Origin of the sequence: Arenibacter certesii DSM 19833 (genome assembly GCF_000429545.1) — a bacterium.
GTDB classification, from domain to species: Bacteria; Bacteroidota; Bacteroidia; order Flavobacteriales; family Flavobacteriaceae; genus Arenibacter; species Arenibacter certesii.
In genome coordinates this window covers 1-21,117 of sequence record NZ_AUCB01000010.1, presented here as the reverse complement: position 1 = coordinate 21,117, position 21,117 = coordinate 1, and the positions used below count along the sequence as shown (strand labels likewise).

The following is a 21,117-nucleotide window of genomic DNA, read 5'->3' as shown; positions in this document are numbered from 1 at the left end:
TTATCTGCTATTAGCAGCGTCTCCGTTTAAAATATGTGGTTAAAATATCAAATCATCTTATTCTTTTTCAGTATTTCTATTTTCTGTGGGGCTCAACAGGGCCAGTTATCAGCTAGTGCCCAAATTAGCGTACTTACCTGCGGGGCTGGTGATGATCTATACACCACCTTTGGCCATAGTGCCTTTAGGGTTCAGGATCCCGTTCAAGGGCTAGATGTAGTTTATAACTATGGTACTTTTGATTTTAACCCTCCTATGTTCTATGTGGATTTTGCCAAGGGAAATCTATATTATTCCCTGAGCAAACAAGAAACACCCTACTTTCTATACGCCTATGAATTGGAAAACAGATGGGTTAAAGAGCAGCACTTAAATCTAGATCAAAAGGAAATAAATAGTCTATACCAATTTCTGGAAACAAATCACTTACCTGAAAACAGAGACTATAAATACGATTTTTTCTACAATAATTGCGCTACCAAAATTGGCGATGTCCTAGAAGAATCATTGGGTACCAAATTACATTTTAAAGACCAACTAGAGGAAAAATATACTTTCCGAGAGCTCCTACACCAGAAATTGACCTTAAATTCCTGGTCAAGTTTTGGAATAGATCTCGCTTTAGGTTCGGTAATTGACAAAACAGCCAGTAGCAAGGAACATATGTTTCTACCCGATTATGTGATGAAGCAATTGGGAAACACCTCTTTAGATCTTCAAAATTTAGTGAGCAAGGAACAAATGATTTTGAATAGAAAAGAAAGCAACACTGGGAGTAATTTTCTTACTACCCCCCTATTTTGGATATTGGCATTTTCAGTATTTGTTATAAGCATTACCTATTTGGACTTCAAAAACAAAAAGCGAAGCAGAATCCTGGATTTTGGTCTTTTTATCCTAACCGGGTTAGCAGGGATATTATTGCTATTTTTATGGTTTTTTACCGATCATACTGCCACTGTCGATAACTTTAATATATTATGGGTATTTCCATTAAATACGTTTATAGCTTTTATTGTCTTGAAAAAAAATGGGGAAGCTTCGTGGCTTCCTAAATATATGTTATTGCTCTTAGGGTTGTTGGTACTTACAACTATTTTTTGGATCCTTAACATTCAGTCATTTTCACCACTAATAGTACCGTTACTTATACTGCTTGGAATAAGATATCTTTTTTTATGGAACTATTTTCAGCAATCAATCCGTTTAAAATAAAATTATAAATGAATCTTCTCACTGTAGAAAACCTTTCCAAATCTTTTGGCGAGTTGACCCTTTTTTCTGAAATTTCTTTTGGCATCAACAAGGGCCAAAAAATTGCCTTCATCGCCAAAAACGGTAGTGGCAAGACCTCCATATTAAATATTATAGCGGGCAGGGATTCTTCTGATACCGGCCAGGTTAACATCCGTAAAGGAATTAGGATCTCGTTTTTGGAGCAAGAGCCTAGCTTAGACCCCGACTTAACTATTGAAGAAACTATTTTTGCTTCAGACAACGAAGTGTTAAGGGTTATACAGAATTATGAGCATGCCTTGGCAGACCCAGAGGATGCAGATGCGTACCAAAAGGCTTTCGAGGCCATGGAGCGATATGACGCATGGGATTTTGAAACCCAATACAAACAAATCTTATCTAAGTTAAAATTAGACGATTTATCAGTTAAAGTCAACTTATTATCTGGGGGACAGAAGAAGCGAATAGCATTGGCCAATGCATTGATAAACAGGCCCGACCTCCTTATCTTGGATGAGCCCACCAACCACTTGGACTTAGAAATGATCGAATGGCTGGAACAGTATTTCGCCAAAGAAAGTTTAACCTTATTTATGGTGACTCACGATAGGTATTTCCTAGAGCGGGTATGTAATGAGATTATAGAATTAGACAATGGACAATTGTATAATTATAAGGGAAATTATTCCTATTATCTAGAAAAAAAAGAAGCCAGGATAGAACAGGAAGCGGTAGAACAACACAAATCCAAACTTCTTTACAAAAAGGAGTTAGATTGGATGCGCAAACAACCAAAGGCCCGTACCACCAAATCTAAATCCAGGATAGATGATTTTCAGGACATAAAGGAAAGAGCCAATAAGCGTAGAAATGAGCATGAGATCCAATTGGAGATCAATATGGAACGTATGGGGAGTAAGGTTGTAGAGCTCAAAAAAATCTCAAAATCATATCCAGGAAAACCCATCTTGGATAAATTTGAATACAACTTTATAAAGGGGGAACGAATAGGAATCATAGGTAAGAATGGAACAGGTAAATCTACATTTCTAAATATCCTGACAGGAAGAGACACCCCGGACAGTGGTAAGGTAATAATAGGAGAAACCATCAAATTTGGATATTACACCCAGGGTGGTATCAATATAAAAGAAGGACAAAAAGTAATTGAGGTAATTAGGGAATTTGGGGATTATATCCCTCTATTAAAAGGTAGGCAAATATCTGCACAGCAATTGCTTGAGCGTTTTTTGTTTGATCGAAAAAAACAATACGATTTTGTAGAAAAATTAAGTGGTGGAGAGCGAAAACGACTCTATTTATGTACCGTTCTTATCCAAAATCCAAATTTCCTGATCTTAGACGAACCTACCAACGATTTGGATATAGTCACCTTAAATGTCTTGGAAAGCTTTCTATTGGATTTCCCAGGCTGTCTTTTAGTGGTTTCACACGACCGTTATTTTATGGATAAAATCGTAGACCATTTATTTGTGTTCAAAGGTAATGCAGAGGTGGAAGATTTCCCTGGCAACTATTCGGATTACAGAACGTATGAAGACAGTATTGAGCAGGACATCAGAGCTGCAAAACAGAAAGAAAGTGTAGTAAAAAACTCCAAGCCCATCCGGACTGAACCTGACAAAGAGAAAAAATTGAGCTTTCTGGAACAGAAGGAATTTAAACAACTGGAAAAGGACATTAAAAAATTAGAAGAAAAGAAGGTAGAAATCCAACATAAATTTACAGACACCACACTTTCTGGAGATAAAATAACCGAACTCTCTATTCAGTTAGGTGAAATAGAAAACGATATAGAAAAGAAATCAGAACGCTGGTTTGAACTTTCAATGTAAAATTAAGGTAAGTGATTCCATTTATATTTAAACCTAGGTTTAAAGTGATGAATATTGCAATGCGTTATAAATTAATTTCACATATAAAATTTCGCTTAACAGCTACCAATCAGCACGGGGTACACTCCCCGTTTGTATATAGTTTCGTAACCAAAAGTCTTTATCAACCGCCTTATTACAAGACGTCTAAAAGCACTGCTATCCTTCTAAAGGCAATAGATCACTTCGCCATAAAGGATGTGCAATTGATAGGCGATAATGAGGAGATTAAAAAACAACTATCACGTAAAGATATTTCTATATCCGATAGTACAGTTACATTAATCTGTTTGGAATCCGTATCCCAAAGAATATTGGATAAATACGTCTTAGAAAATTCAGAGATTAGAAACGGTAGTATTATCTATATCCCAGATATCTACCGTAACAAAGAAAGAAATGACTTTTGGCAAAGTATAATTAAATTAGAAAAAGTTACTGTAAGCATGGATATGTTTTATGGAGGATTACTTTTTTTCAGAAAAGAGCAGGCGAAGGAAGAATTTAAAATTAGGGTTTAAATCCTTAAATTTATACTTGCGAGAAGAAATTCCTAAATTTGAATAATGGACTACACAATATACATCGTTCTGGCAGTACTGGCGATATTATTTTTTATGGCCCAAGGCATGAACAGAAAAAAGAAGAAGGATAGAAAATCGAGAAGATTTATGGAGGGCTACAGGCAAGAAAACCATAATAGATCAAAAGAAGGGAAGAAGAGTTAAAGCCTACTAGTTATCCATCAATGAAACCAGCATCCATTAGGAATTCATGGATCTAAGGCTCTTAAATCCTTAAGTATGCTTACCATTCCATCCACGTCAAAAACTATAAAACATGAAAATATATACCAAAACCGGGGATGATGGCACTACGGGCCTTTTTGGAGGAACCCGTGTTCCAAAATACCACATTAGAATAGAAAGTTACGGTACCATAGATGAATTAAACTCATGGATAGGGCTAATTAAGGACCAAGAAATAGATTCCTTGAGCAAAAAAGTTTTAAAGACTATTCAAGAAAATCTGTTTACTCTTGGGGCATTATTGGCTATTGATCCTGCAAAGGAAAAATTGAAAAGTGGAAAAGATCGTTTAACCATTTCAAAAATAGGCATCAGCGATTTAGAATTTCTAGAACAAGAGATTGACCGCATGGAAAAAGGTTTGGTACCTATGACCCACTTTATACTTCCCGGTGGGCATCCCACTGTGTCATATTGTCATATCTCAAGAACTATTTGTCGTAGGGCCGAGCGATTGGTAGCTCAACTCCACCAAACCTCAGCAATAGATCCTAACATATTGGCATATATTAACCGACTTTCAGATTTTTTATTTGTATTGGCACGGAACTTGTCTAAACAACTTAAAGCAGAGGAAATTTTATGGATTCCTGATAAAAAAGACCAATAAAATCCGACAAACCTCTCTAAAAAATCATTAAAAGTAATATAATGTTAATAAATTAGTTATATTTCAGGTAAAATAACTTGCGTATTACACTTTAAAAATTACTTTTGCAAAAATTATAATATACTATTGCGATGTATTGGACTTTAGAATTAGCATCCTACTTAAGTGATGCACCCTGGCCAGCGACCAAAGATGAATTGATAGATTATTCAATTAGAACCGGTGCCCCCTTGGAGGTTGTCGAGAACCTACAATCTATGGAAGAAGAAGGTGGGGAAATCTATGAGTCAATTGAAGAAATTTGGCCAGATTATCCTACGGAAGAAGATTATCTTTGGAACGAGGACGAATATTAAAATATTAACGGAATTACAACAAAAAAGTCTCATCTGAGGCTTTTTTTTTACGTAAATTTGAAATTGCTTATTGTTATACTTAAACCTAGCGTATAAGTAAGCGCGTATAGAAAAACCCGACTTAGGGCCTTTCATTAATAATATTATATTTTATGAATTTTTTAAACTCCATTATAAAGGCATTTGTAGGCGATAAGTCTCAAAAAGACGTAAAGAACCTGCAGCCTGTGGTAGAACAAATAAAGTCTTTTGAAGCTGAACTAGAAAAACTGTCCCACGATGAGCTTCGTGAGAAGACTATTTTTTTCAAGAACAAGATCAAGGAAGCATCCAAAGAAAACCAGGATCATATAAACTCACTTTTGGAAGAGGTAAAAGCTTCCACGGACATCGATAAGAATGAGGATCTTTATGGGGAAATAGACAGGTTGAAAGACGAAATATATGCTACCTCAGAGGCTACATTAAATGAAATACTTCCTGAAGCTTTTGCCGTTGTAAAGGAAACAGCTAAAAGGTTTGCCAATAATGAGACCATAACTGTTACCGCTTCTGAGAATGACAGATTACTATCTGGCATCAAGGATTATGTAACCTTAAGTGAGGAAAATGCAATATGGAGAAATTCATGGGATGCTGCTGGAAAAGAGGTTACTTGGGACATGGTCCACTACGATGTTCAGTTAATTGGTGGGATTGCCTTACACCAAGGCAAAATTGCAGAAATGCATACTGGTGAAGGTAAAACTTTAGTAGCCACCCTACCCCTTTACCTAAATGCCCTTACTGGAAATGGTGCCCATTTGGTTACCGTTAACGATTACTTGGCAAAAAGGGATAGCGCCTGGATGGCTCCTATATTTGAATTCCACGGACTTTCCGTAGAATGCATAGATAAATATCAGCCTAATTCAGATGGACGAAGAGCCGCTTATAATGCCGATATCACTTACGGAACCAATAATGAATTTGGATTTGACTATCTAAGAGATAACATGGCTCATACCCCATCAGATTTGGTTCAAAGACCACATAACTTTGCCATTGTAGATGAGGTGGATTCCGTTCTTGTAGATGATGCGCGTACCCCCTTAATTATTTCAGGCCCTGTACCAGAAGGAGACCGTCATGAATTTAATGAACTTAAACCAAAAGTGGGGGATATTGTTAACAAACAAAAGGCCTATTTGACCGGAGTATTGGCCGAGGCCAAGAAATTAATTCACGAGGGGAATACCAAAGAAGGAGGATTCCTATTATTACGCGTATTTAGAGGGTTACCTAAAACCAAGGCTTTAATTAAATTTCTAAGTGAGGAGGGTGTTAAACAGTTACTGCAAAAGACAGAGAATTATTATATGCAGGACAACAACAGAGAAATGCCACAAGTAGATGAAGAGCTTTGGTTTGTAATAGATGAAAAGAACAATCAGATAGAACTTACTGAAAAAGGAGTAGAATATCTCTCTGGTGATGGTGACAAAGATTTCTTTGTAATGCCAGATATAGGCAACGAAATTGCCAAAATAGAAAATCAAGATCTTGAGATCAATAAAGAAGCGGAACTAAAAGAAGAATTGTTCAAGGATTTTGCCATTAAGAGCGAAAGGATACACACGATGAACCAATTGCTAAAAGCATATACCCTATTTGAAAAAGACGTGGAGTATGTGGTGATGGACAATAAGGTGATGATAGTAGATGAACAGACCGGACGTATCATGGATGGCCGTAGGTATTCGGATGGACTCCATCAAGCAATAGAGGCCAAGGAAAATGTAAAGATCGAGGCAATGACCCAGACCTTTGCAACCGTAACCTTACAGAACTACTTTAGAATGTATAATAAGCTTTCTGGGATGACCGGAACAGCTATTACCGAAGCTGGTGAGTTCTGGGAAATCTACAAGTTGGACGTAATGGAAATTCCAACGAATAGACCAATTGCCCGTGATGACAAACAGGATTTGATTTATAAGACCAAACGTGAAAAGTACAACGGTATTATTGAAGAAGTTACGAAAATATCAAAATCTGGGCGACCTGTATTGATCGGAACCACGTCAGTAGAAATCTCGGAATTACTTTCGCGTATGTTGACTATTAGAAAGGTTCCCCACAATGTCCTTAACGCTAAACTGCACAAAAAAGAGGCAGATATTGTAGCCGAAGCAGGAAATGCAGGAGTAGTTACCATAGCGACCAACATGGCAGGTCGAGGTACGGATATTAAGTTAAGTGCCGAAGTTAAAAAAGCAGGAGGTTTGGCCATTATAGGTACAGAACGCCATGATTCTCGTAGGGTAGACAGGCAGTTAAGAGGTCGATCTGGAAGACAAGGAGATCCAGGAAGCTCTCAGTTCTACGTTTCCTTAGAAGATAACCTAATGCGATTATTCGGCTCGGATAGAGTAGCTAAAATGATGGATAAAATGGGATTGGAAGAAGGCGAAGTAATCCAGCATTCCATGATGACCAAATCCATTGAGCGCGCACAAAAGAAAGTAGAGGAAAACAACTTTGGCATCCGTAAAAGACTGTTGGAGTATGATGATGTAATGAACGCCCAAAGGGAGGTAATCTACAAAAGAAGGCGGCACGCCCTACAGGGAGAACGTTTAAAGGTAGATATAGCCAACATGATCTATGACACCTGTGAGGTAATCGTAGACTCTAACAAGGGAGCCAATGACTACAAAAACTTTGAATTTGAACTTATAAAGTATTTCTCTATAACCTCTCCCATTAGTGAGGAAGAGTTTGCAAAGATGGGTGTTCAGGAAATAGCAAATCTTATTTACAAGGCTACTTATGAGCATTATCAAAATAAAATGGAGCGCAATGCTGCCATTGCATTTCCTGTCATCAAAAATGTTTATGAGGATAATGCCAATAAGTTTGAAAGAATTGTTGTGCCCTTTACAGATGGCATAAAATCCCTAAATGTGGTTACGAACCTCCAAGAGGCTTATGATTCCAACGGAAAGCAGTTGATAACCGATTTTGAGAAGAATATTTCCTTGGCCATCATTGATGATTCTTGGAAAACTCACCTTAGAAAAATGGACGAGTTAAAACAATCTGTCCAATTGGCGGTGCACGAACAAAAAGACCCTTTGCTTATCTATAAATTTGAAGCATTTGAACTCTTTAAACTAATGATAGAAAAGGTGAACAAAGAAATAGTCTCCTTTTTGTTCAAGGGAGAGTTGCCTAACCAAAGCAATGAAATTCAAGAAGCTAGGAATGTAAGGAAACCTAAGGAAAACCTAAAGACTTCTAAGGAAGAAATTCCAAATAGCGATGAAATGGCAGCTCAAAGCAGGACTGTGGGACAGAACCAGTCTGGTAGACCTCAAGTAACGGAAACCATAGTACGCGAAAAGGCTAAGATTGGTAGAAATGAAAAAGTCACAATAAAGAATGTGATGTCCGGAGAAAGTAAGACAGTAAAATACAAGCAGGCCGAACCTTTATTAATAAAAGGAGAATGGGTATTAATTGAAGAGTAGACCCAAAGGAAAAATAACTGCTTTAAGAACATAAGCGCGACAATTTTTGAATTGTCGCGCTTTTTTTTATAGATTTATAAGTAACAAGGTTTCATTTTACTTTAAAATAAGCAGAGGGAGATCTAGTTTTTAGCCCCACATTTATGAAACCTTACAATGTTATGGAAGTAAATGAAAATTCAAACTTATTGACTATCAGATTTTCCTTTAAGAAATCGACTGAACTCATTAGTTTGTTTAATTGGATATAAGCTACAGGTACTTTAATCCAAAGGTGTATATTTAACCACATTACAACCATTAACCAACCATAAATGTTCCAGCCCTTAGAGGAAATATACCGATTAAAGGATAAGGTACAATTGACTGTACGGGTGAATTATATTTCATCCCTACTTACTATTTTATTCGGAATCCTTTGTTTTACGGTACTGAAGATCACCCAAGTAATCCCCTATCTTTTTATAGCGTTTGGAATATTAAACTTGGTGAACACCTATTTTTATTTTAAACATAGGTCTCTTAATCTCACCTACAATATAAGCTCCATAATGGGCTTGGCTACTTCTATAACGATTACCTTATTTAGTGGTGGGATAAATAGTCCATTCATTTTTGTTTTGGCAATTATCGTTTTTACTGGTTATATTAGTACTCAGACTTACGGCAGGGTTTATTTAAACCTAAATATTTTGATTATTGTATTAATCTATTCCCAAAGTGTAGCTCAATTTAACTTTACCGAAAACGTAATCCCAGTTGCAAGTAGAAACCTCTTCAGCCTCTTCAGCATACTGTTCTCTGTTTATCTGTTGGGAAGTGTTGTGGGTAAAAACCTGCTTAAAGCACATAGCGACCTACATAAAATCAAGAAAGAGAATGAAATTAGCATTGAGGAAAAAGACACGCTACTTAAAGAGATTCATCATAGGGTTAAAAATAATCTTCAAACAGTATCTAGCCTCCTAAGTCTTCAATCTAGAAGCACCGGAGACAAGAAAATTAAAGACATCATTAAAAGCAGCCAAAACAGAGTAATTTCCATGGCTATGGTCCATGAGATGCTATACATGAGAAAAGACCTCTCTAGGATTGAATACAAATCCTATGTTTGTGAGTTGGGAGATTATTTAATAAAATCTTTTAAAGGATCAGAAAATAATATCACTCTAAACGTTAATATCCCGGAAGTAAAACTAGGAATTGACACAGCCATACCTTTGGGGCTTCTAATCAATGAAGTAATAACCAATGCCCTGAAGTACGGCATCGTAGACGAGGAACATGGTGAAATATCTATTGAAATAAAAGAAACGGGCAACCAAGACTATGAGTTATGTATTGGAGATAATGGTGTTGGATTTCCAGAAGAGGTAAGTCTAGTAAATTCTCAAACCTTAGGACTTAAGCTAATTCATAATTTAGTAAGACAACTGCAAGGAACAATTACTAGGGACAATTCTAAACAAGGAACCAATTACGTTGTAACCTTCTCCGAGGTTAACCATCAATTTTCTCCAGATCCAAGCACAGTAGTTCAATAATATAATCTTCCTTCTTGTTTGTAACAATTCCGTCAAATTATTATTAATGGGAATTATTTATGCTAATTTGGGATTATTCATTTTGGTTGCAAAAGCCAATGCTTTCTTTATCCTAGAATTTTTGAACTTATAAACTCGTACAACCTCATTAGAATTATCCTCTATAACTTCAGCATTATAATTGATCTCAACCTTCATAAGTAGTGTATTAATTTCACCTTCTTCAATTTCACTTTGAGCATGAGTAGAGATACTGATAAAAAGAATAAAAATTAAGGTCAAGATTGCTTTCATATGATGAGATATTGTGATACAAACTTAACGCTCATAAGTATCTCGCATGAAATTCAACACGACCAAAGTCTCAAGAATTCGTTGTTTAACAAAACATAAGATAAAGTGTAAAGTATATCCGTTCCCTGTTAAAATGGTATAAAACACCTTATCATTTTTATAGGTAGTTAATCGACAAATATTCCAAAAAACAATAATTATGAAAGGTTACTCAACACGTTCTTATGGAAAGATCCAACATTTAGGGGTATTTATTTCTTTTAGTAGGAGTTAATAGGTGATCTTTAAAATTACTATCTTATAACTCAATAGAGTATATCTAATTAATGGATCCGTAAGTCTTTTCTAATGTACTGCTCTGGATATTTTAAAAAATACAATTATGACAGAAAACTATAGGTTTCACACATTAATACGCTTATCCATGTTCTTGATTATGGTTTTCACCACAATGGGGTGTTTATCCAATAGCAAGTCGGAAAACAAATCAACTTCCAAAGACCCTCACCTACCCCAGAATCAACAAAATTTGGAAACTGCCTATTTTGCGAGTGGTTGTTTTTGGTGCGTAGAAGCTATTTTTGAACATGTTAAAGGAGTAAAAGAGGTTATTTCCGGTTATGCTGGAGGTAAAGAACTTAATCCAAGCTACGAAGACGTTGCCTCTGGTAGAACCTCCCATGCAGAGGCAGTAGCCGTGTATTACGACCCAAAAGTGATCTCCTATACAACTTTGGTAGCCGTTTTCTTCGGTTCACATGATCCTACCACAAAAAATAGACAAGGTCCGGATAAAGGTGCGCAATATCGATCTATCGCATTTTACAAAAGCGACCAAGAGAAACAAATCATAACTGATTATATTTCAGAATTAACAGACCAAAAGGTATATTCATCCCCCATTGTAACAGAAGTAAAGCCCTATTCCGTTTTTTATAAAGCAGAGGAGTATCATCAAGACTATGAAAAAAAGAATCCCAATAATCCATATATTAAGAATGTATCGATTCCTAGATTAAAAAACTTTCAACAAAAATTTCCTGAATTGTTAAAATAATAAATATTGAGCAGGATCCTAGTTAAAACTAAGGTCTTTTACTCTGTTTCATATTACGTGCATAAGGATTATTAAACTCTTTTTTATATCTTTCATTGTTAAAGATTTAAATTAATCCACCACAATTCAATCCATTACAATGAGATCAAAATTTAAAGACCATTTTTACCTTACTACTATTTTTTTATTTTCTTTATTGTTTACCGCTTGTTCCGAATCTAAAAAAGACAATACCCCATGGGTAGATCTGTTTGATGGGACCACTTTAAACGGTTGGACCCAAAAAGGAGGTGAGGCCAATTACACCGTCAAGGATAAAGCTATTGTTGGCACTACTGTCCATGGAACACCTAATTCCTTTTTGACAACCAATAGGATGTATGATGATTTTATTTTAGAACTAGAATATAAAGTAGATTCTAGCATGAATTCGGGTATTCAGATCAGGAGCAATAGTATCCCTACCTATCAAAACGGAAGAGTACATGGGTACCAGGTAGAAATTGACCCTTCTAAAAGAGCTTGGAGCGCAGGCATTTATGATGAGGGAAGGCGTGGTTGGTTAAATACTTTGGAGAATAATCCTGCAGCACAAAAAGCATTTAAACAGAACGATTGGAATCATTATAGAATAGAGGCAATTGGAGATACCATTAAGACTTGGATAAACGGGGTACCTGCGGCGAATTTAATAGACGATAAAACGGCAAGTGGTTTTATTGCCCTACAAGTCCACAGCATTGGAAAAGATAAGACTGAAGGCACTCCCATTATTTGGAAAAACATTAAAATTCTTACAGAAGATCTGGAAACCTATTCTAAAAAATCACCTTTGAGCCCAATAAATACCAAAAATCAGCTTACTATAGATGAAACAAAAAATAATTGGGAATTATTATGGGATGGCGAATCCACCAATGGATGGCGTGGCGCCAGATTAGATAACTTTCCAGAAAGTGGCTGGGAAATTAAAGATGGGATACTTACGGTATTATCATCAGGAGGAGAAGAGTCCACCGCTGGCGGCGATATTGTAACAACCGAGCTTTTCGGTGATTTTGAATTAAAGGTAGATTTTAAATTGACTGAAGGAGCAAACAGCGGTATAAAATATTATGTAGATACAGATATTAACAAAGGACCAGGTTCCTCCATTGGATTGGAATATCAAATCTTGGATGATGCGCGCCACCCAGATGCCAATGAAGGCAACCATGAAGGAAGTAGAACAGTCGCCTCTTTGTACGACCTTATTCAGGCAGATCCAGATAAGCCCATTAATCCAATTGGGGAATGGAATACTGCCCATATTAAATCCATTAACAATCATGTAGAACACTGGCTAAATGGCACCAAAGTTTTGGAATATGAACGTAAAAGCCCTGAATACCGTAAATTGGTAGCAGAGAGCAAATATGTAAAATGGCCCAACTTTGGAGAAAGCGAAGAGGGACACATTCTTCTCCAAGATCATGGGGACCACGTATCGTTCAAAAACATTAAAATAAAGCGAATAAAAAATCAGGAGTAAATGAACACAAGAAGAAACTTTATTAAAAAAACGGCAGCAGGAAGTGCCGCAGTCACCCTGGGCGGACTGGTTCTACCTCAAATGGGCTATGGAAATATTTTGGGTGCAAACAACAGATTAAACGTTGCAGTAATAGGAGTTAGAAGTAGGGCTAAGGCCCATGTTATAGCCATACATCAAGATCCTAATGCCAAAATCTTATACAATTGCGATGTAGATGATGTTATAATTGCAGAACATAATGAATGGTGCCAAAAAAATATAGGATATATCCCCAAGGTAGAAAAAGACTTCAGAAAAATCTTGGACGACAAAAAAGTAGATGCCGTATTTATTGCTACTCCTGAGCATTGGCACGCCCCTATGGCTATTATGGCATTACAAGCCGGAAAACATGTTTATGTAGAAAAGCCATGTAGTCACAATCCTCATGAGAATGAACTTCTGGTAGCCGCACAAAAAAAGTATGGCAAAAAAGTACAGATGGGTAATCAGCAACGGTCTGCACACAGTTCTATTTTGGCCGTAAAGGAAATTAAAGAAGGTATAATTGGAGAAGTTTATAAAGGAGAGGCTTATTATTCCAATAATAGGGGATCTATTGGAATAGGCAATAAGGTAGATGTTCCCAAAACTTTGGATTGGGATCTATGGCAAGGACCGGCACCTAGGGAAGACTTTCGTGATAATATTCACCCCTACAATTGGCATTGGTTTAGAACTTGGGGAACTGGTGAACTTCATAACAATGGCACACATGAAATAGATGTATGCCGATGGGCACTAGGAGTAGATTTGCCAGATAGCGTCACTTCCTTTGGTGGAAAATACACTTATCAAGATGACTGGGAATTTGCAGACAATCAACAAGTAACCTTTAAATATGGGGCCGACAAATTTATCACTTGGACTGGTCATAGTCGTGGAGTAATAAAACCGGATCAGCCGGGAAGAGGAGCAACTATATATGGAAGTAAGGGAACAATCACACTTTCTAGAAACGCTTATGAATTGTACAATTTAGACGGAAGTTTGATTAAAAAGGTGGAAGAAGGTGTTGAAAGCGCCACTACCAATACCCAAGGGATGGGAGGATTAGACGTGAACCATGTACATAACTTCTTTGATGCGATTAGGGAAGACAAGATTCAGAACTCCCCTATTGCCGATGCCAGTATCTCTACGATGCTCTGCCATCTTGGTAATATTGCACAGGATGTGGGAAGAACTATTAATATAGACACAGCAACGGGAAAAATTAAAAATGATGCTGAAGCCATGTCCCACTGGACTAGGGAATATGAACAAGGTTGGGAACCTAAAATATAATTAGCTTACATGTTGTAAACCATTTAGGCGAAGTAAAAATTACTTCGCCTTTTTTATTTCTCATTCAATCAATTTCCAATTTCAGCGCAGCAGCTATGAAAGCAACCCTTTATCCCCCTCTAATTCCAGAAACTGAAAAATGCGATACATTTATGTAAAGTATAGAGGAAAAATTCCTGTATTACAAAAAAGAGTATTTTTATACTTAACTAAAAAAGAAATACATTGAACCAGGTTACTATAAAAAACAGTTTTATTACCCTTACGGTATTAGATTACGGGGCAATCATTCAGAAACTCGTCCTTAAGGATAAATTTGGGAAAGCCACCAATGTAGTGGTCGGTTTTGAAGAACCGGATAAATATTTACAAGACAATAAGTCCCTTGGCGCATGTATTGGGCGTTATGCAGGAAGGATTTCTAATAGCAGCTTTACTATTGATGGAACCCATTATCCCTTATTCTCTAAGGATGGCGTTCATTTACATGGTGGAAAAGAGGGGTTCGGAAAAAAAACATGGAACATAGAAAAAGTCCACGACGGAGAAGACCCCTATGTTACCCTCACCTATTTTAGTATGGATATGGAAGAAGGATATCCAGGCAATCTCAGCGTTAGACTAACCTATAAATTGATAGCGACTTCTTTACATATTATACACGAAGCAACTACAGACAAGTCAACCCCTGTTAACCTTACAAACCATTCTTACTTTAATTTAGATGGTCAGAAAAAATTGGATCATTGTGACTTACAAATGCCCTGTCCAGAATTTATAGAACTTGATTCCAAGTTAATGCCCACAGGAAAATTAGTATCAGTTAAAGGCACGGAAAATGACTTCTTAACAAATAGAACAATGGGTCAGACCAAACTGGACACCCCTTTTGTAATAGATACAAATCTACCTTTCCATACTAAATTATCTTCGGACAGGTCTGGATTATCAATGGAAGTGATTACCAATCAGCCGTCAATAGTAGTATATACTCCCCCAGAATTTGCGGCAATTTGTTTTGAAACTCAGAATTTTCCAGATGCGCCCAATCAACCTAATTTCCCAAATAGTATTTTATATCCCGGAGAAACCTATCATAATGAAACGGAATATAGATTTGGTTTCGTAACTTAGTTAGACCAATAATCCAGAATCCGCTTATTATGAAATTCTTAAAATGGCTATTGATAATTATTGCGGTAATTGCCCTAGCTTTCTTTCTAGGGGGAAAATCCTATTTAAAAGAACAGACCAAAAAGAACAGTCCCGAAAAAACAGCCACCTATAATAAAAATGGAATGGATATTATTATTAATTATTCTAGCCCATATAAAAAAGGCCGTATTATTTTTGGTGAGTTGGTTCCCTACGGTATTGTTTGGAGGACCGGGGCCAATGAACCCACTACCTTTACAACTGCAACAAAGGTAAATATTGAAGGAAAAGATTTGGCTGCAGGCACCTATTCCCTTTGGACAATACCAAACGAATCTAGTTGGGATATTATATTCAATAGTGAAATTCCCGAATGGGGAGTATCTATTTTAAGCGGTGGTAAAGAAACTACTAGAGATCCAGAATGGGATGTAGTTCAAGTTACAGCACCAGTTACGGAGCTCCAGGATCCCATTGAGAGCTTTACGATTCAATTTGATCAGGGTGATAGTATCTATTTAAGTCTTTTATGGGATAAAACTAAAGTAAGCTTACCAATACATCATTAGATTGAATACAGATAAAGACTCCAGAATAAGTAATATTTCTAAAATTAAATCTTTTAGAAAAAAAAGTCCCTCTCCTTCAGAATTAGTTGCGGGGATATTAAAAGGCGACATATCTGCATTAGCTAGGGCTATAACAGTGATAGAAAGCAGTAGTGCAAAACACAGCGACCAATCCCAAGAGATCATTAAAAATTCTTTGCCCCATAGCGGTCATAGCATTCGTATAGGTATTACTGGTGTCCCTGGTGTTGGAAAAAGTACGTTTATAGAAGCTTTTGGAAGCACCCTAACCCAACTAGGAAAAAAGGTCGCGGTGCTTGCAGTAGACCCGTCAAGCACTATTAGCAAAGGAAGCATTCTGGGAGATAAGACCCGAATGCAAGAATTGGTACGGGACTCAAATGCCTTTATACGTCCCTCCCCTGCTGGTAGTTCTCTAGGAGGAGTAGCCAGGAAAACTAGGGAAAGTATTGTGTTATGCGAGGCGGCTGGGTACGATATCATATTAATTGAAACCGTAGGAGTGGGACAAAGCGAAACTGCAGTTCATGGAATGACCGACTTTTTTTTATTGTTAAAGTTAGCCGGTGCTGGTGACGAGTTACAAGGTATAAAACGCGGTATTATGGAAATGGCAGACCTTATTGTCATCAACAAGGCAGATGGTAAAAACGTAGAGCAAGCTAAATTGGCAAAAGTGGAGTTTTCTAGGGCATTACACCTTTATCCACCAAAGCATAATGGCTGGACTCCAAAAGTAAGGAGCTGCTCCGCAACGGAAAATACTGGCATTGGAGAGATATGGGACGTGATTAAAAACTTTGTGAAAAAAACCAAGCTCAATGGATACTTTAACTCCAACAGAAAAGAACAGAATAAATATTGGTTACTTCAAACAATAGATGACCAACTTAAACAGGAATTTTATCAAAATGAAAAAATAACCCCACTTTTAAAAAAGATGACATCTGAGGTGGTCGAGGGCAAGTTATCTCCATTTTCTGCCGCAGAAAAGCTTATCCGTCTTTCTAAAGAACAATAGCTACCATAAAATTATATAAAATAAGGAATGTCATTAATACCATATAGCTTTCCAAAGTTAGTATCTTTGAGCCATTAAACTTTAGATTCAGATGAACATAGCCCAGTAAAAATGACTTATGAATTCACTATAATCGTACCGGTCTACAACGAGGAGGAAAATCTAGAACGTGTAGAAAAAGAATTAGGCGACTACCTAACGATCTGCACGAAAAAAGCCAAAATACTTTTCGTAAACGATGGGTCTAAGGACAGAAGTCAGGAAATTATCGAAGCTATCTGCAACCGTAATGAAGATTTTCAATATTTAAAATTTGCCCATAACAGGGGATTGAGTGCAGCTATTAAAGCTGGTTTCGACCATGTGGATACTCCCTTGTTAGGTTATATAGATTCTGATCTACAAACCTCCCCTGAAGATTTTAACCTGCTATTGGAACATATAGGCACTTATGACCTGGTAACTGGAGTAAGGGAGAACAGAAAAGATTCCTTCGTAAAGAATGCATCCTCCCTTATTGCGAATGGTATTAGACGCACCTTTACCAATGATGGTATGGACGATACCGGATGCCCCCTAAAGGTCATAAAATCCGATTACGCCAAAAGAATACCCATGTTTAATGGGTTGCACAGATTTTTACCCGCCATGATTCTTCTTCAAGAGGGCTCCATAATTCAAGTACCTATACGTCATTTCCCACGAATGGCAGGAACGGCAAAATTTGGACTTTGGAACCGACTAATAGGACCACTTATAGATTGTTTCGCCTATTTATGGATGAAGAAAAAATATATCAACTACCAGGTAGACAAAATTGGATAAATGGCAGACTGGATAGTTTATGCAATTGGCTTTTTAGCCCAGATACTTTTTTCCAGCAGGATGCTGGTACAGTGGATTATCTCAGAAAAAAACAAAAAAGTTATTACGCCAAGGCTTTTTTGGCAGCTTAGTCTTTTAGCATCTTTTTTATTATTCGTTTATGGATGGCTTCGCGAGGATTTCGCCATAATGTTAGGACAAGCCATTACTTATTTTATATATATCCGGAATATCCAAATGCAGGGCGAGTGGCATAAACTGCCTAAATTTCTTCGAATATTTTTATATATATTTCCTATAATCGTAACTATTTATGGGTATAACAATAATACATATGACATAGACAGCTTCTTTAAAAACGAAAATATACCTCTATGGTTGCTTCTTTTAGGAGTCATAGCACAACTAATTTTCACCTTTAGATTTGTGTTTCAATGGTTGTATTCGGAAAAAAAGAAAGCATCTAGCCTTCCTTTTGGATTTTGGCTTCTTAGCGTAATTGGAGCTTCGTTAATTCTAACTTATGCCATATTTAGAAAAGATCCGGTTCTCTTCGCCGGACACAGCTTGGGACTGATCGTGTATTTAAGAAATTTATTTATCCTAAACAATGAAAAGAATGGATTGGATAAAAAATAATCCTGTTTCAGTCCTGCTCATATCGGGAGTGGCAATTTTCCTTTTTCATTTAGAAGTTATCCCCGTGAGTATCATGGAGGCTCGGAATTTTATTACAGCAAGGGAAATGGTCACTGATGGCAATTGGCTATTGACAACTATGAACGAACTTCCAAGGTATGAAAAGCCCCCATTACCAAGTTGGATCACCGCTTTATTTGGATGGGTATTTGGGATTGATAACGTTGCTGCACTACGATTCCCTACTATGTTGATGGCCATTCTTTTAGGTTATACCTCATATAGCTTATCGCTAAGGCTGCTAAACGATAAATTAGTGGCAATGACCAGCGCATTGGTACTCATAACCTCTTTTTATATCATTGGGATAACCATGGAAGCGCCTTGGGATATCTACACTCATGGTTTTATGTTAATGGGAATCTATTTTCTCTATCTATTGTTTATTGCCCCTTCTAATCAATGGAGAAATAGCGTTATAGCCGGACTCTTTATAGGGCTTTCGATAATGAGTAAGGGTCCCATTTCCTTTTACGGCCTCTTATTACCATTCCTATTGGCTTATGGAATAGTGTACAGATACAAATATTTTAGACGAAATAAGAAGATTTTACCTTCACTCCTATTGACTGTAATTGCTATTGTAGTAGGATTATGGTGGTTTGTTTATGTCCGGCTGGCAGATCCAGACGCATTCTTGGCCATCACGCAAAAAGAGACCGCCAACTGGCATAGTTATAATGTAAGACCTTTCTATTACTATTGGAGCTTTTTTGTACAAAGTGGGTTGTGGACTATCCCTGCATTGATAAGCCTTCTCTACCCGTATTTAATAAAACGGGTAAAGCACAAACAGGTTTATAAGCTCACTTTTTTATGGACTATTATTTCGGTGATTTTGCTATCCATCATTCCAGAGAAAAAGTCACGCTACTTAGTTCCCGTTTTAATTCCCCTAGCATTGAATGTGGGGATATACTTTTCATATCTCTTCTCTCATTTTAAAACTAAGTTAGGTAGACAAGAAAAAATTCCTGTTTACCTGCATTTTGGAATAGTAGGCCTTATTGGCATCGCATTTCCCATAGTTGCCTACTTAATATTAAAGGGTAATTTGGATAATCTTTGGATGTATTACATTACTTCTTCTTTAGCCCTTGTAGCTATAGGAGTCTTTATTGTAATTTATCTGGTAAAAAATAAAATATTCCATTGCTTCATCTTATCAATTGGTCTAATTGCCACCATAAAACTACTGGCCATTCCTTTGGCTGAAGGGATAGAAAAAAATAAGGAATATAGTTCCATATCCAATTTAAGGACAAGCATGTTGGATAAGGGGACAACATTATATAGCTTTGGGGAAATATCCCCAGAGATGATCTGGGACTTTGGAAGTAGTCTTGCAGACCTAAAAACAGAAAATAATATAAAAATACCTAACAATGAGACTTTTGGCGTTCTTGTTGCACAGGTAGATGAAAATGAATTTAAGCGTATATTTGGCCCTGAATATATGTATGAACTAATAGGGACTTTTGACTTAAATCCGTATGCAAATCCGGGTAGCAAAGCACATAAAGGCAGATTGGCAAACAATTTATATATAGTTAAAAAACAATGATGAACCATTTGACAAAATTTGAGAAATTAGCTTACGTTATATTACTCCTAATCGTTTTATTTGGACTTTATTTAGGCCTAACAGATGAAACTTATTTCAATACTAAGTTTGCCCAAGAAGACGGAACGGTGGAATGGGCTACTGCTGTAATGCTTTTTGGAATATCTGTCCTATCCCTATACCACCTAATCACGTTATGGAATTATAAAAAGGCCCTTTGGAAAATAGGTACTTTTGTTTTTGTGATGCTCTTTCTTTTTGGGGCGGGAGAAGAAATTTCTTGGGGTCAACGTATTTTTGAGGTAGAATCCAGTGAGTTTTTCCTACAGAATAACGCTCAAGGGGAAACCAACTTACACAACTTGGTAGTGGGAGAAAAGAAAATAAACAAACTCATTTTTAGTCAATTGTTGTTCGCGGTGATGTTCCTCTACCTAATTGTGTCCCCAATACTATATCGTAAACAAACTTGGTTTAAAAATTTAGCCGATAGTTTTGCAGTCCCCATCGTTAAATGGCACCACACTATTGCTTTCTTGATAACGACGGTTTTAGTTGCCCTTAACACAGCAGACAGAACGTGGGAAGTGTACGAGTTTGCCTTCGGATTAATATTCTTTATGATATTTCTTGGTCCCTTAAACGATTGGATATTTAAAAAGAAACAGAAGGAAACTGATTCTTAAACCTGATTCTGGAAGTATATTCCCAAATAGTTTCCCTTTTAGATCAATAGGCGATAGAAGCATTTATGCTAGCCTATAAGTGAATAATATAGGCGCATTCAGAATTGACGCAACTGCTTGTTTATCAGGTATTTAATTCGTATATTTAGATATAATAAAACCCCGAAAACGAGTCTCTAGCTCAAAAAACGGGGTTTTTATCTTAATGTCTATGTCCAAGATACGAAGAATCCACGATTTCCAGCACAGTTTTACATTTTCCTCCCAGACCGAAGAGTTCGATGCGTTTTACGCCCGGTTTCTCGAAAGCGATCTTGGCAAGATCTATATCGCCATCCCTTGGGACGAACTGGTAGCGGCCCTTGGTCTGAAGGAAGCCAAAAAGGGCCCAAGGTGCATCTTCT

20 protein-coding genes are annotated in these 21,117 nt (G+C 36.9%); 19 read left to right on the top strand and 1 reads right to left on the bottom strand.

Annotation, left to right across the window (positions count from 1 at the left end):
- Positions 1–33: 33 nt before the first annotated feature.
- From G466_RS0105990 to G466_RS0105955, 8 genes are all read left to right on the top strand, one after another.
- On the top strand, positions 34–1,215 hold the full coding sequence (locus tag G466_RS0105990) for a lipoprotein N-acyltransferase Lnb domain-containing protein (RefSeq protein WP_026812846.1): 1,182 nt from the start codon (positions 34–36) through the stop codon (positions 1,213–1,215).
- 8 nt (positions 1,216–1,223) lie between these two features.
- The gene (locus tag G466_RS0105985) at positions 1,224–3,092 is read left to right on the top strand and encodes an ABC-F family ATP-binding cassette domain-containing protein (RefSeq protein WP_026812845.1); all 1,869 of its coding nucleotides are present in this window, start codon (positions 1,224–1,226) and stop codon (positions 3,090–3,092) included.
- 11 nt (positions 3,093–3,103) lie between these two features.
- On the top strand, positions 3,104–3,652 hold the full coding sequence (locus tag G466_RS0105980; protein ID WP_157373815.1) for a hypothetical protein: 549 nt from the start codon (positions 3,104–3,106) through the stop codon (positions 3,650–3,652).
- A gap of 45 nt (positions 3,653–3,697) precedes the next feature.
- Complete coding sequence (locus G466_RS24090) at positions 3,698–3,859, top strand: hypothetical protein (protein WP_169720737.1); 162 nt, start codon at positions 3,698–3,700, stop codon at positions 3,857–3,859.
- A gap of 112 nt (positions 3,860–3,971) precedes the next feature.
- Positions 3,972–4,550 (top strand): cob(I)yrinic acid a,c-diamide adenosyltransferase, encoded by a 579-nt coding sequence (locus tag G466_RS0105970; protein WP_026812843.1) that lies wholly within the window; start codon positions 3,972–3,974, stop codon positions 4,548–4,550.
- 131 nt (positions 4,551–4,681) lie between these two features.
- Positions 4,682–4,906, top strand: a complete 225-nt coding sequence (locus tag G466_RS0105965; protein ID WP_013994285.1) for a DUF2795 domain-containing protein — start codon at positions 4,682–4,684, stop codon at positions 4,904–4,906.
- Positions 4,907–5,058: 152 nt separating this feature from the next.
- Positions 5,059–8,418, top strand: a complete 3,360-nt coding sequence (secA, locus tag G466_RS0105960; protein ID WP_026812842.1) for a preprotein translocase subunit SecA — start codon at positions 5,059–5,061, stop codon at positions 8,416–8,418.
- A gap of 314 nt (positions 8,419–8,732) precedes the next feature.
- The gene (locus G466_RS0105955) at positions 8,733–9,962 is read left to right on the top strand and encodes a sensor histidine kinase (RefSeq protein WP_026812841.1); all 1,230 of its coding nucleotides are present in this window, start codon (positions 8,733–8,735) and stop codon (positions 9,960–9,962) included.
- Positions 9,963–10,019: 57 nt separating this feature from the next.
- On the opposite strand, the gene G466_RS0105950 is transcribed toward G466_RS0105955, so the two are convergent.
- The gene (locus G466_RS0105950; RefSeq protein ID WP_026812840.1) at positions 10,020–10,256 is read right to left on the bottom strand and encodes a hypothetical protein; all 237 of its coding nucleotides are present in this window, start codon (positions 10,254–10,256) and stop codon (positions 10,020–10,022) included.
- 382 nt (positions 10,257–10,638) lie between these two features.
- Here G466_RS0105950 and msrA point away from each other — a divergent pair, with 382 nt between their 5' ends.
- The 11 genes from msrA to G466_RS24230 form a co-directional block, all read left to right on the top strand.
- On the top strand, positions 10,639–11,313 hold the full coding sequence (gene msrA, locus G466_RS0105945) for a peptide-methionine (S)-S-oxide reductase MsrA (protein WP_034234817.1): 675 nt from the start codon (positions 10,639–10,641) through the stop codon (positions 11,311–11,313).
- 139 nt (positions 11,314–11,452) lie between these two features.
- A complete protein-coding gene (locus G466_RS0105940) occupies positions 11,453–12,844 on the top strand; it encodes a 3-keto-disaccharide hydrolase (RefSeq protein ID WP_026812838.1) in 1,392 nt (463 codons plus the stop codon).
- Complete coding sequence (locus tag G466_RS0105935) at positions 12,845–14,173, top strand: Gfo/Idh/MocA family oxidoreductase (RefSeq protein WP_026812837.1); 1,329 nt, start codon at positions 12,845–12,847, stop codon at positions 14,171–14,173.
- 225 nt (positions 14,174–14,398) lie between these two features.
- The gene (locus G466_RS0105930; protein WP_026812836.1) at positions 14,399–15,307 is read left to right on the top strand and encodes an aldose epimerase family protein; all 909 of its coding nucleotides are present in this window, start codon (positions 14,399–14,401) and stop codon (positions 15,305–15,307) included.
- 29 nt (positions 15,308–15,336) lie between these two features.
- Positions 15,337–15,897 (top strand): DUF2911 domain-containing protein, encoded by a 561-nt coding sequence (locus tag G466_RS0105925; protein ID WP_026812835.1) that lies wholly within the window; start codon positions 15,337–15,339, stop codon positions 15,895–15,897.
- Between the two features lies 1 nt (position 15,898).
- A complete protein-coding gene (gene meaB, locus G466_RS0105920; protein ID WP_034234814.1) occupies positions 15,899–16,939 on the top strand; it encodes a methylmalonyl Co-A mutase-associated GTPase MeaB in 1,041 nt (346 codons plus the stop codon).
- A gap of 111 nt (positions 16,940–17,050) precedes the next feature.
- On the top strand, positions 17,051–17,764 hold the full coding sequence (locus G466_RS0105915) for a glycosyltransferase family 2 protein (protein ID WP_026812833.1): 714 nt from the start codon (positions 17,051–17,053) through the stop codon (positions 17,762–17,764).
- Positions 17,765–18,403, top strand: coding sequence for a lipid-A-disaccharide synthase N-terminal domain-containing protein (locus G466_RS0105910; protein ID WP_026812832.1), 639 nt, complete (start codon positions 17,765–17,767; stop codon positions 18,401–18,403).
- Entirely contained in the window at positions 18,384–20,027 is a 1,644-nt protein-coding gene (locus G466_RS0105905; protein ID WP_051315548.1) for an ArnT family glycosyltransferase, read from the top strand. The genes G466_RS0105910 and G466_RS0105905 overlap by 20 nt, the downstream gene beginning before the upstream one ends.
- Positions 20,024–20,713 (top strand): hypothetical protein, encoded by a 690-nt coding sequence (locus tag G466_RS0105900; RefSeq protein ID WP_229797180.1) that lies wholly within the window; start codon positions 20,024–20,026, stop codon positions 20,711–20,713. The genes G466_RS0105905 and G466_RS0105900 overlap by 4 nt, the downstream gene beginning before the upstream one ends.
- A 211-nt stretch (positions 20,714–20,924) precedes the next feature.
- A partial coding sequence (locus tag G466_RS24230) for a hypothetical protein (RefSeq protein WP_205622013.1) occupies positions 20,925–21,117 on the top strand: 193 nt, incomplete at its 3' end.

Bases quoted from the DNA above. Each gene is read 5' to 3' on its own strand.
- G466_RS0105935 (WP_026812837.1), top strand. From the start codon at position 12,845: ATGAACACAAGAAGAAACTTTATTAAAAAAACGGCAGCAGGAAGTGCC.
- G466_RS0105985 (WP_026812845.1), top strand. From the start codon at position 1,224: ATGAATCTTCTCACTGTAGAAAACCTTTCCAAATCTTTTGGCGAGTTG.
- G466_RS0105900 (WP_229797180.1), top strand. From the start codon at position 20,024: ATGATGAACCATTTGACAAAATTTGAGAAATTAGCTTACGTTATATTA.
- G466_RS0105970 (WP_026812843.1), top strand. From the start codon at position 3,972: ATGAAAATATATACCAAAACCGGGGATGATGGCACTACGGGCCTTTTT.
- G466_RS0105925 (WP_026812835.1), top strand. From the start codon at position 15,337: ATGAAATTCTTAAAATGGCTATTGATAATTATTGCGGTAATTGCCCTA.
- msrA (WP_034234817.1), top strand. From the start codon at position 10,639: ATGACAGAAAACTATAGGTTTCACACATTAATACGCTTATCCATGTTC.
- G466_RS0105940 (WP_026812838.1), top strand. From the start codon at position 11,453: ATGAGATCAAAATTTAAAGACCATTTTTACCTTACTACTATTTTTTTA.
- G466_RS0105905 (WP_051315548.1), top strand. From the start codon at position 18,384: ATGGATTGGATAAAAAATAATCCTGTTTCAGTCCTGCTCATATCGGGA.
- G466_RS24090 (WP_169720737.1), top strand. From the start codon at position 3,698: ATGGACTACACAATATACATCGTTCTGGCAGTACTGGCGATATTATTT.
- G466_RS0105955 (WP_026812841.1), top strand. From the start codon at position 8,733: ATGTTCCAGCCCTTAGAGGAAATATACCGATTAAAGGATAAGGTACAA.
- G466_RS0105950 (WP_026812840.1), bottom strand. From the start codon at position 10,256: ATGAAAGCAATCTTGACCTTAATTTTTATTCTTTTTATCAGTATCTCT.
- G466_RS0105915 (WP_026812833.1), top strand. From the start codon at position 17,051: ATGACTTATGAATTCACTATAATCGTACCGGTCTACAACGAGGAGGAA.
- G466_RS0105965 (WP_013994285.1), top strand. From the start codon at position 4,682: ATGTATTGGACTTTAGAATTAGCATCCTACTTAAGTGATGCACCCTGG.
- secA (WP_026812842.1), top strand. From the start codon at position 5,059: ATGAATTTTTTAAACTCCATTATAAAGGCATTTGTAGGCGATAAGTCT.
- G466_RS0105910 (WP_026812832.1), top strand. From the start codon at position 17,765: ATGGCAGACTGGATAGTTTATGCAATTGGCTTTTTAGCCCAGATACTT.
- G466_RS0105990 (WP_026812846.1), top strand. From the start codon at position 34: ATGTGGTTAAAATATCAAATCATCTTATTCTTTTTCAGTATTTCTATT.